Here is a 12,247-nt window from a genome sequence, read left to right as displayed (position 1 = left end):
TTGTTTAGGTTGTCTATTAAGTATTACAGCATGAAGAAAGGAACCATCAGTATGAAAATTTACTAGCAAGTCTATATGTAAGTTTAATAAGAGTCATTATACAGTGTAGCATTTCTAATGCAAGAGACAAAAAAATAGAGAGAAAACAGAAAGGGAGAGTTATGAGTTACGTAGCTAAACGAAAAGGAATGGATGCTTACAAGGAGTAGGCAAAAAATTGAGACGATATTTATAACCGGTCATCGGTATCTAATATAAAAGGAATGCTTTTAGTATTTGCAGTAATTCCTGAAAGGATTAAATGGAGGATTTATGAAAGAACAAAAAGGAAAGAAGCAGAAGACATATATATCTATTCGATTAAATATAATGTTCCTTTGCATATTTTTACTATTCGCAGTTATTATTATGCAGCTAGGAAAAGTGCAAATCGTAGAGGGAGAGGCTTATAAGAATCAAGTGGAAAGCAGTCAAAATGCAATAACTAGTATTCCAGTTCCGCGTGGACAAATACTAGATCGAGAAGGGAAAACAGTTGTTAATAATAAGTCTCTTCGCACAATTACGTATACAAGGGTGAAGGGGGTTACGAGTGACGATATTTTAAAAACAGCAAAAGATTTAGCGAAAGTACTTGAAATGCCCGAACAAGATATAAATAAATTAACAGATATCGATAAAAAAGATTTTTGGATGCAGTTGAATACGAAACGTGCTGATACAAAGATTACTAAAAAAGATATAGAAAAGTTAAAAGATAAGGGAATAGAGGGAAAAGAGTTAGATAAAAAAATTGAAGACTTAAGACGAAGTCGCGTTACAGAAGCTGAATTGGCAGAATTAACAACACAAGATTTAAAGGTGTTAGCTATTAAAAGTAAAATGAGTTCAGGTTATCAACTAACACCACAAATTATAAAAAAAGATGTAACAGATCAAGAGTATGCGCGAATAAGTGAAAATCTTGCGGAGTTTCCAGGGGTAGATGCAACAGTTGATTGGGAACGTAATTATGTAAACGGTAATTTATTTCGTTCCGTATTAGGAAATATTACGAGTAGCGAAGAAGGTTTACCAAAAGAAAATTTAGATTCTTATTTGGTACGTGGATATAACCGTAATGATCGTGTCGGAAAAAGTTATATTGAACAACGATATGAAGATGTATTACACGGTACAAAAGAAGAAGTGAAAAACATTACTGATAAATCAGGAAACATTATAAACACAGAAGTAATTTCTAAAGGGAAAAGTGGAAATAGTTTAACATTAACGATTGATATGGAATTACAAAAGAAAGTGGAAGAAAGTATAGAGAAAAACTTGAGAGCTTTTAAGAGTTCAGAGCCACTGTTGGACCGAGCTTTTGTCGTCATGACGAATCCAAATAATGGACAGATTTTGTCCATGGCAGGCAAAAAGATTGTAGAAAAAGAAGGGAAAATAGAGATTGAGGATTTGGCATTAGGCAACATGACAACTTCGTATGAGCTAGGGTCAGCTGTAAAAGGTGCTACTTTATTAACTGGATATGAGACAGGGGCAATACATCCAGGAGATCAATTTTATGATGCACCTATGAAATTTAAAGGTACACAAGCTAAGAAATCATGGAATGTATCCGGATTTGGTAATATTAATGATTTACGAGCTCTACAAGTATCTTCGAATGTATACATGTTCCAGACAGCTTTAAAAATTGCGGGAGTTAATTACGTACCAAATGGCTCATTGGATATTAAACAAGGAGCCTTTGATACGATGCGTTATTATTTCAAGCAATTTGGTTTAGGTGTCCCAACAGGTATTGATTTACCGAATGAAATAATTGGACAAACTAGAAAAGCAGATAGTCAACCTGGTTTTTTACTAGACTTTTCTATTGGTCAGTATGATACGTATACGCCGTTGCAATTGGCGCAATATATTTCAACGATTGCTAATGGCGGTTATAGAATGCAACCACAAATTGTACAAGAAATACGAGAACAATCAATAAAAGAAGAGGTTGGTAAAGTTATACGCTCCATAGAGCCTGTCGTATTAAATCGAATTGATATGAAGACAGAACATATTGATCGGATAAAAGAAGGGTTTAGATGGGTATTCCAAGAAGGTGATGGAACTGGCGTGAAGCATTTCAAAAATGCTTCATATAAACCAGCAGGAAAGACAGGGACAGCTCAAACTGTATATGGTGGAGATGATCCAATTGGTAGAAATGCAAAAGGAGAACGTATGGAATGTTACAACTTAACATTAGTTGGATATGCTCCATATGATAATCCAGAAGTGGCATTTTCTATTGTAGTCCCATGGCTTCATGATGATAAAAGTGGAATTAATTCTATAATTGGAAAGGAAGTTTTAGATGTATACTTTGATTTAAAACAGCAACGTATACATGGTGAAGCTGCTAGTACAGATAGTTCTAATCAAAATTAGTAAAATGTGAGTATTTTTCTTAGGGAAAGTGACCCTGTTTATATAAAAGCCTTTATAAGTTAAAGGAAGATTTGAAATGAAAGATAGCAGCTATCATAGTTGCTATCTCTTATTTTGTTTATAACACCGATATTAGTTATAAAGTTTTTTTAGTTTATGGAACAAACTTGTTTCGGTGATTGTCTATTATGTGTAAGTAAAAAAAGTGTTAAGAACTTGAAAGGAATGATGATTTTGAAAAACAATAGGATGCTAAAAATAGGTATATGCGTTGGTATATTAGGTTTAAGCCTTACAACCCTAGAAGCTTTTACAGGAGGGGCACTGCAAGTTGAAGCGAAAGAAAAGAAAGGACAAGTGAAACATAAACATCAGGCGACGCATAAAGAATTCTCTCAACTTGAAAAAAAATTTGATGCTCGATTAGGTGTATATGCGATTGATACTGGTACAAATCAAACAATCTCTTATCGACCTAACGAAAGGTTTGCCTTTGCATCAACCTACAAGGCTTTAGCGGCAGGGGTATTACTACAGCAAAACTCAATTGATACATTAAATGAAGTTATCAAATTTACGAAAGAGGACTTAGTGGATTATTCACCTGTTACAGAGAAACATGTAGATACTGGAATGACACTAGGAGAAATCGCTGAGGCTGCTGTTCGTTACAGTGATAATACTGCAGGGAACATTTTATTCCATAAAATAGGCGGACCGAAAGGCTATGAAAAAGCGCTTAGACAGATGGGGGATCGGGTTACTATGTCTGATCGCTTTGAAACAGAGTTAAACGAAGCTATTCCAGGCGACATTCGTGACACTAGTACAGCGAAAGCAATTGCTACGAATCTTAAAGCTTTTACGGTCGGAAATGCGCTTCCAGATCATAAACGTAAAGTTCTTACAGAGTGGATGAAAGGAAATGCTACAGGAGACAAACTTATTCGTGCAGGCATGCCAACTGACTGGATAGTTGGGGATAAATCAGGAGCTGGAAGTTACGGGACACGAAATGATATTGCTATCGTTTGGCCGCCAAATAGAGCACCTATTATCATCGCAGTTTTATCCAGTAAAGAAGAGAAAGAGGCTACCTATGATAATCAACTAATTGCAGAAGCAGCTGAAATGATAGTTAAGGCTCTTAAATGATAATTTCTCAATTCTTTATGTAACGTAATTGAAAATATGAACCTAGAAAGCGATTCTTTTCATGTGAAAAGAATCGCTTTTTCGTATTTCTATAATGAATAGTAAGTATATAAGTAAAAAATTTTATTACATAGACATTCTATCCCCTAGAGTGCATGAGGGGAGTTTTCTCCTGTGGTGTTCGTAGTAACAATATTATTATTTATACGATAATAATATTGTTGGCGTATGTATGCTAGTTACTCCTAGATGGATATGTAATTTTACATATCCATCTAAAAGACACATATGCGTCAATTACTATTAAATTATATTAAAATTATTTTTGGATGAGGGATTGATATAGGTTTTGGTGAATAAAAGGATTTTTATGTTTAATTATCATAGTATAATTATTTCACTTTATGAAATGAAATTTGGATTTAACTTTTTTAAATATAATATTTTATAATTTGAATAATAAATATCTGAAAAATCAAATTTAATAAAAGCGATTTTCTGGTTTACTTATGAAAAACATAGTGTTTAAAATGAGGGGGAAGTAAGGCCCTTATATTCTTTCAAAAATAAATAAAAAACGAGATGGAATTACTTTTTTGAAAAAATCTCTATCCTCAAGTATGTGTGAAGAAATCCTAACGTTAGGTTGTACAACATTTACGATTAAAACTGTAAAAAACAATAGTGAAGAGGTGTACGGAATGAAGAATAAAATTATGACAGGATTTTTAATAACATCAATCGTTACTGGAGCGACTATTCCTATCAATACTCTCGCAACGCCAACCGTTCAGGCAGAAACGAAACAAGAAAATATAGATATTTCCTCAGCATTACGAAAAATAGGTGCACACTCCAAATTAACACAAACCTTTATAGATGGAGCCTTAGCAAGTCCGAATGTGCAACTTGAAGAAGTTCCATCTTTAAATACAACTCAATTTCTAATTAAACAAGATATGAAAGAGTGGTCCTCAGAACTATATCCAAAATTAATTCTACTAAATTCAAAAAGTAAAGGATTTGCAACCAAATTTAATAGCTATTATCCAACATTAAAAGGATTTGTAGATAATAAGGAAGATAAAGAAGGGTTTTTAGATAGACTGGAAGTTCTTCAAGATATGACTATAACAAACCAAGAAAACGTGCAACGTCAGATTAATGAGTTAACAGATCTTAAACTACAGGTAGATAAGAAACTGAAAAATCTTGATACAGATGTGATAAAAGCACAGAGTGTACTTAGTTCAGAGGGAACAGGAAAAATAGACAAGTTAAAAAATGAAATGCTAAATACAAAAAAATCAATTCAAAATGATTTACAGCAAATAGCATTATTACCAGGAGCTTTAAATGAACAAGGGCTAAAGGTATTCCAAGAAATTTATAGTCTATCAAAAGATATCATTGAACCGGCTGCTCAAACCGCAGTAGTGGCGTATAACAAAGGAAAAGAAATAAACAATGCTATTGTAGAAGCAGAGAAGAAAGCAGAGCAAGAAGCAACAGAAAAGGGAAAATCAGTTATAGAAATTGAAGCTGCCAAAAAAGAAGCACGTGAAGCAATAGAGAAAAGTAAAAAAGGTGAAATTGCTGCAGCTGCAGTTACAAAAACGAAAGAGTATGATCTTATGAAAGTGATTGATCCTGAAAAAATTAAAAAAACATATAGTACCTTTGCCGAAATTAATAAACTAACAGCAGAGCAAAGAGCATATTTAAATGATTTAGAGAAACAAAATCAAAAATTATATGACTTAACAACTAAATTAACAGTAGCAGATTTACAAAAATCAATGATTCTTTTCATGCAAAATGATTTGCATACATTTGCTAATCAAGTCGATGGAGAGATTGAGCTAATGAAACGTTATAAAGAGGATTTGAATCTAATAAATAATAGTATTACAAAATTATCGAATGAAGTTGATACGAATAACACTCAGTCTCAAAAAGATACATTAAGACGACTAAAGAATGTAACAAATCAACTCGAAGAATAATTTAATAAATTTTAATATTAAGAAATTAGGTTTAACAAAAAATTATAATGCAACTGAAAATAAGGAGGAGAATCAAATAATGAAATTTCCATTTAAGGTCATAACTTTGGCCACTTTAGCAACGGTTATAACTGCTACGAATGGTAGTACTATTCATGCACTTGCACAAGAACAGACAGCACAAGAACAGCAAATAGAAAATTATGCGTTAGGACCTGAAGGGTTAAAGAAAGTGTTGGCTGAAACAGGCTCTCATATTCTTGTAATGGATTTGTACGCAAAAACAATGATTAAGCAACCGAATGTAAATTTATCCAACATTGAATTAGGTTCAGGAGGGGGAGAATTAATCAAAAACATTCACCTGAATCAGGAACTGTCACGAATCAATGCAAATTACTGGTTAGATACAGCGAAGCCAAACATTCAAAAGACAGCACGTAATATTGTGAATTATGATGAACAATTTCAAAATTATTACGACACACTAGTAGATACTGTAAAAAAGAAAGATAAGGCAGGCCTCAAAGAAGGAATAGGGGATTTAATCGGTACAATTCATACAAATTCAAATGAAGTTACGGAAGTTATTAAGATGTTAGAAGCTTTCAAAACAAAGTTGTATACGAATACTGTAGATTTTAAAAATAATGTTGGAAGTCCAGATGGACAAGGGGGATTAACGGCTATATTAGCGGGAAAACAAGCACTAGTCCCACAACTTCAGGCCGAAATTGAGAATTTACGTTCTACGCAGAAAGCACATTTTGATAATGTATTAGCCTGGTCAATTGGTGGTGGATTAGGAGCAGCTATTTTAGTTATTGGAACGATTGCAGGAGCGGTAGTAATTGTTGTGACCGGTGGCACAGCGACACCAGCTGTTGTTGGTGGTCTAACAGCTCTAGGGGCAGCTGGTATCGGTTTAGGAACAGCAGCTGGTGTTGCGGCATCTAATCATATGAACTCTTATAATGAAATTTCTAATAAAATCGGAGAATTAAGTATGAAAGCCGATCTTGCTAACCAAGCAGTTATTTCACTTACTAATACAAAAGACACGTTGACATATTTGTATCAAACAGTGGATCAAGCAATCATGTCTCTAACGAATATTCAGCAACAATGGAATACGATGGGAGCGAATTATAAAGATCTATATGATAATATCGACCAAATGCAAGAACATAAACTTTCTTTAATACCTGATGATTTAAAGGCTGCAAAACAAAGTTGGAATGATATTCATAAGGATGCAGAATTCATTTCAAAAGACATTGCTTTTAAACAAGAAAAAACAAATTAAAAATCAATATATATGTATAGGAGGAATTAAAATGAACATAAACTTTCCTTATAAACTACTTGCTGTATCGACGTTTTTAACTGTGACAACAACTACTGTAGTTTCTCCAGTGGCAGCCTTCGCAAGTGAAAGTAAAATGGAACAAACTAGTACCGAAGATATATCTCTTTCTGTAAACAGCGAAAAGATGAAAAAAGCTTTGCAAGATGCTGGGGTATTTGCAAAATCTATGAATGATTACTCTTATTTGTTAATTAAAAACCCAGATGTTAACTTTGAAGGAATTGACATTAAAGGATATACAAATCTACCTAGTCAAATTCTACAAGATCAAAAGAATGCAAGAGAGCATGCTACGAAATGGGATTCACACATAAAAAAACAACTTTTAGATACACTGACGGGGATTGTAGAGTATGATACTAAATTCGACAATTATTATGACACATTAGTAGAAGCGATTAATGAAGGGGATGCAGACACATTAAAAGAAGGCATTACAGATTTACAAGGTGAGATTAAACAAAATCAAGCGTATACACAGAATTTAATACAAGAACTAGCTAAGTTAAGAGATAGTATTGGAGAAGATGTCCGGGCATTTGGAGGTCATAAAGATATTTTGCATTCGATTCTGAAAAACCAAGCATCTGGAATTGATGAAGATGAAAAGCGCTTAAATGAAGTTTTAGAGCAAGTTAGACATTTTAAACAAGTAGAATCAGATGGAATAATAACTGTATCAATTCCCTCAATTCCTACGTGGATTGCTGGTGGTGTAATGATAGGGGTAGCAAGAAATAATTTAGGTACGTTAGAGCCGTTGTTAGCACAATTACGTCAGACTATAGATTATAAAGTAACATTAAATCGTGTAGTTGGTGTTGCGTATAATAATATTAATGAAATGCACAATGCGATTGGATCGGCTATTAATGCACTTACCTATATGTCTGCACAATGGCATGATTTAGATTCTCAATATTCGGGAGTGCTTAGTCATATTGATAAAGCATCCCAAAAAGCGGATCAAAATAAATTCAAATTCCTAAAACCTAATTTGAATGCAGCGAAAGATAGTTGGAAAACATTGAGAGCGGATGCGTTTACATTAAAAGAAGGGATAAAAACATTAAAAATGGATCCTGTTTCTTCAAAAAAATAGCGGAATACGGTATTTGTTGCAAGGGCATTTATACAGTTATAAAATGATTTTTTGTTCTTTATAAATTGAAAAGACGGAGGTATAATCAGGCCTCTGTCTTTTGTTTTATTGAAATATTTTTATAATTCCATCCTATATGTAGAAAGTAGTTATACAAGTTTGAATTTTTAAGGTGAATGATTTTTATGAATTTTTCCGTAAAACCTAATCTATGATTAGTGAGCTTTATATTCTTATTTTCCTAATTGAATACTTTTATACAATTAGATGGAAGTTAAGAATACTAAATCAAAACATAATAGGTTGTTATTGATGAGTTTATCGTAAAGTTGTTATTTTATGTGTCATCAAATAACATTTATAAACAATTAGAAATAAAGAAAAGGAGACTATTATGAGAAAAAATAGAGTATTAGATACAACATAAATAGCGTAAATAGTTTTTGATGTAAAAACATGATAAATAAAATAATAGTCCTTACATGTACTAAGGGAAAATGAGGGAGATAATATGGGGAATAACTCAAAATATAAAACTAGAAAAATACTTGCAGCTACTGCTACAGTAACTATGCTTACGACTGGAATGGTTTCTTCATCAGATGTCTTTGCAGAGGAAACAAAGCAGCAAAAAAAAATATCGACATCATTGCAAGAGGAAAAGTCAGTTAAATCAGAAAACAGAATATATACAGTCCCAGGAAAAGGGGATGTTGAGATACTGAAACAACAGGAAAGAAAAAGTATGGCATTTAGTCCATATGAACCCACTGGTTTATATGCAAAGCCAAATGAACAAATAACGATTAATGTAGAAGGAAATCAAAATATTCAAGCATACATTGGAACGTATTCGTATGATGCTTCTTGGAGAGAAGATTCTAAAATAAAATCATTTACATTAAAACCTGGTATAAACACAATCCAATCTCCAAATGGGGGGATGATTTATTTTTATAATAAACAACAAGGTGGCACTATTCGAACAACAGTCACAATGGGTGGAGCGACTACTCCTTTCTTTGAACTAGGCAAACATACGAAACAAGATTTAATAAACATGCTGGACCAATATCCAAATGCACATGCAGTGGAGTTAAAAGGAGAACGTGTATTAATTACGGCCAGCCCGGCACGTGTTAAGAAATATTTGTTAGGTTCTAATACAGATCCTGTACAACTCTTAAAAAAGATGGATGAAGCTACTCGAATTCAAGACAAAGTAGCTGGATTATCTGAAGAACAAGCAGATAAACATTATATTCATTACGTAGAAGAAAATCATTCTCCTGATTATTATATGTATGCAACTTCTTATCGAACCGCATATGTGGGAGACGCAATCCAATACGTGTTAGATATTAATAAATTTATAAAAGATGGTTGGGGTCCATGGCATGAGGCAGGGCATTTGAGACAGCAATCACCTTGGAAGTTTTATAATATGACAGAAGTACAAAATAATATTTACAGCCTTTCTGTAGAAAAAGCATTTACATCTAATCAACCTTTTAGATTGCAACAAGAGGGTGCTTATACTAAGGCATTTCAATACTTAGAACAATCTAATAAAAATTATGATGAAATTAGTGATGCTTTTGTTAAGCTTGTTATGCTTTGGCAACTACAATTAGCATATGGAGAAGACTTCTATCCTAAACTGCATCAATTGTATAGAGATATGCCTTCTGATGAACTTCCACAAACAGATGAAAATAAAAAACAATTATTTATGATCTCAGCATCAAAAGTAGCCAAACAAAATTTGATGCCTTTCTTTGAGAAGTGGGGATTACGTCCAAATAATGATACCATTCAAAATGTGGCTGCATTAGGATATCCAATTTTAACAGCAGAGATTTGGAAGGGGACGGATTCTAATCCGATTAAACCAGATGTGCCTAATGCAAATAATATTTTAGAAGGAAAACAGTTTGCATGGTCAATGAAAGGGATTAGTGATTTCGAGTTTGCTAAAATCAATTTCAATAAGTCAGCAGAAGAAATGCAAGTGGACTTAAAAGCAGGAATACCGCATCACTATTTTAATGAAACATATGCGAGTATTAAAGTACAAAATGCATCAGGCAAAGTAGTATACAATAAAGACATTTATGGAAACAAACAACAAAATGCTGAATCGCAAAAAGTTCCAGTTAAAGTAGGGGATTATATTGAGTTAACACATCTAGAAGGTGTGCATAGAGCTACTTTAACAAATGTAGATAACATTAAACAAGAAAGCTTTGGAAAAAAAGCAATATACGAAGTTACAAAAGAAGGCTTGAAAAAAGTAGAAAAAATGCCAGAAGTAACAATTTTAGATGGAAATCAATTTGCATGGTCACTAAAAGGAATTAGTGATTTCGAGTTTGCTAAAATCAATTTCAATAAGTCAGCAGAAGAAATGCAAGTGGACTTAAAAGCAGGCGTACCGCATCATTATTTTAATGAAACATATGCGAATATTAAAGTACAAAATGCATCAGGCAAAGTAGTATACAAGAAAGACATTTATGGAAACAAACAACAAAATGCTGAATCGCAAAAAGTCCCAGTTAAAGTAGGAGATTATATTGAGTTAACACATCTAGAAGGTGTGCATAGAGCTACTTTAACAAATGTAGATAATAGTAAACAAGAAAGCTTTGGAAAAACAGCAATGTACAAAGTTACAAAAGAAGGTCTGAAGAAAGTAGAAAAAATGCCAGAAACAACGGTTTTAGACGGAAATCAATTTAGTTGGTCTTTAAAAGGATATAGTGATAGAGAAATTACAAAAGTAAATTATAATAGGGTAACAGAAAAAATGCAGGTGGATTTAGAAGCAGGCGTACCACATTCTTATTTTAATAATACGTATGCGAGTATCAAAGTACAGAATTCATCCGGTAGTGTTGTGTACAATAAGGAAATAGTAGGAAATAGACAGCAAACTGTTGAAAGCCAAACTGTGCCAGTCAAAGTGGGAGATTATATCGAGTTTACCCATATAGAAGGGGAAGCAGTAAATGAAAAGACACGGGCTACACTTACTAACCTTGAGAATAATAAACAAGAATATATAGGCAAAAAAAGAATCTATCAAGTTACTTCAACGGGATTAAACAAAATAGATTAACATGAAAAACATTCAAATTATTAGTTAGATGCTTGATAGTCGTTCATTATGAACGGCTATTTAGCATTTATTTAATATAATGTGAAATTAATTTTAAAAATATGTTTGAGGACTGAATGATGTTTAGGTGCTATAGATTTGAGAAAAAAGAAACAGAATAATAAGGTATTTGTTGATAAAGACCCTCTCTTGTTACAATATTTTACATATTTAGTATGATGTATATGAGTGCTATATATTAAGGTAGGAATGGGAATGAAGAGGTTCATAACTCATGCAAATGGTAATAAGATCTTTAAAAAGTTAGTTTTAATGGTGTTACCAATGGTTCTAATGATAATGACATGTTTAGTTAATAATAATGCATAATAAAATAAAGGATTAAGTACTTAAGACAAGTGTATATTTAGGTACAAAAAGGACTACAAGTAATTGTCAGTCCTTTTTGTATGTTAAATAAGTAACTGCTGTAGATGTAATAAGAAGAAAAAGAACCCTATAGGGTTCTTTTTCAAGGCATATTAACTGTAAGGAAAATCATGAAATGTTACTTCAAATCTTTATTAGGGGAAAGATTTTGAAAAAGCTTAACATACATCTATTTTTACATAAATGTAAGATATAGTAAATCGATAATGTTTATACTTACTATTATTAATATTCAATTAAAATGGTTAACACTATGTGTATAGTGTTAATAGGTGTTTAGTGCAGTATACATTTAGAAATCTAATAATAGCCCCAAGTTGGTTATATATGTCCAATCTTAGATTTAAAAGAACCTAAATTAATGATAGATGCAATCTGGGAACGTCTCGGAAGAAGTGCAATCTATAACGAAATTTATGGAGGCTCTTCGAAAGAAGCTTATAAAGAAGTTAGCTGTGTTATCAGTCGTTTAGAAGAAAATAAAATGAAAGAACTTATTCATGAAATTGATGAAAATGCCTTTGTAACTGTATATGATGTTGCGGAAGTAAAAGGTGGAAACTTTAAAAAGCATGATATCCATTAAGAGTAATAACCAAGTTAAATATTCTATATAAAGT

General features: G+C 32.6%; 6 protein-coding genes and 2 pseudogenes. All 8 read left to right on the top strand.

The window, feature by feature from the left end; all coding sequences use genetic code 11:
- Window positions 1-312 precede the first annotated feature (312 nt).
- Window positions 313-2,445 (top strand): peptidoglycan D,D-transpeptidase FtsI family protein, encoded by a 2,133-nt coding sequence (locus ACXY7N_RS00275; RefSeq protein ID WP_488592222.1) that lies wholly within the window; start codon window positions 313-315, stop codon window positions 2,443-2,445.
- 228 nt (window positions 2,446-2,673) lie between these two features.
- A complete protein-coding gene (gene bla / locus ACXY7N_RS00270; RefSeq protein ID WP_488592295.1) occupies window positions 2,674-3,600 on the top strand; it encodes a class A beta-lactamase Bla1 in 927 nt (308 codons plus the stop codon).
- Window positions 3,601-4,301: 701 nt separating this feature from the next.
- Window positions 4,302-5,606 carry a hemolysin BL lytic component L2 gene (gene hblC, locus ACXY7N_RS00265; RefSeq protein WP_488592221.1) on the top strand — a complete coding sequence of 435 codons (1,305 nt, stop codon included), beginning with the start codon at window positions 4,302-4,304 and terminating at the stop codon, window positions 5,604-5,606.
- A gap of 76 nt (window positions 5,607-5,682) precedes the next feature.
- On the top strand, window positions 5,683-6,912 hold the full coding sequence (hblD, locus tag ACXY7N_RS00260) for a hemolysin BL lytic component L1 (RefSeq protein ID WP_080117974.1): 1,230 nt from the start codon (window positions 5,683-5,685) through the stop codon (window positions 6,910-6,912).
- 31 nt (window positions 6,913-6,943) lie between these two features.
- A complete protein-coding gene (gene hblA / locus ACXY7N_RS00255) occupies window positions 6,944-8,077 on the top strand; it encodes a hemolysin BL binding component B (protein WP_016087825.1) in 1,134 nt (377 codons plus the stop codon).
- A 511-nt stretch (window positions 8,078-8,588) separates the two neighbouring features.
- On the top strand, window positions 8,589-11,198 hold the full coding sequence (locus tag ACXY7N_RS00250; protein ID WP_353811317.1) for a putative mucin/carbohydrate-binding domain-containing protein: 2,610 nt from the start codon (window positions 8,589-8,591) through the stop codon (window positions 11,196-11,198).
- A 255-nt stretch (window positions 11,199-11,453) separates the two neighbouring features.
- Window positions 11,454-11,564, top strand: a pseudogene (locus ACXY7N_RS00245) (fascin domain-containing protein); the annotation flags it as partial.
- A 409-nt stretch (window positions 11,565-11,973) separates the two neighbouring features.
- Window positions 11,974-12,213: pseudogene (locus tag ACXY7N_RS00240) on the top strand (DUF2179 domain-containing protein); the annotation flags it as partial.
- Between the last annotated feature and the right edge of the window lie 34 nt (window positions 12,214-12,247).

This window comes from Bacillus sp. 5w2, from assembly GCF_054353775.1.
The sequence above is the reverse complement of the archived record's forward strand: the minus strand, read 5'-3'. Positions and strand labels throughout refer to the sequence as shown.

What these genes read in the sequence shown, in the direction of transcription:
- ACXY7N_RS00275 (WP_488592222.1), top strand. Translation starts at nt 313, where the DNA reads ATGAAAGAACAAAAAGGAAAGAAGCAGAAGACATATATATCTATTCGA.
- bla (WP_488592295.1), top strand. Translation starts at nt 2,674, where the DNA reads ATGATTTTGAAAAACAATAGGATGCTAAAAATAGGTATATGCGTTGGT.
- hblC (WP_488592221.1), top strand. Translation starts at nt 4,302, where the DNA reads ATGAAGAATAAAATTATGACAGGATTTTTAATAACATCAATCGTTACT.
- hblA (WP_016087825.1), top strand. Translation starts at nt 6,944, where the DNA reads ATGAACATAAACTTTCCTTATAAACTACTTGCTGTATCGACGTTTTTA.
- ACXY7N_RS00250 (WP_353811317.1), top strand. Translation starts at nt 8,589, where the DNA reads ATGGGGAATAACTCAAAATATAAAACTAGAAAAATACTTGCAGCTACT.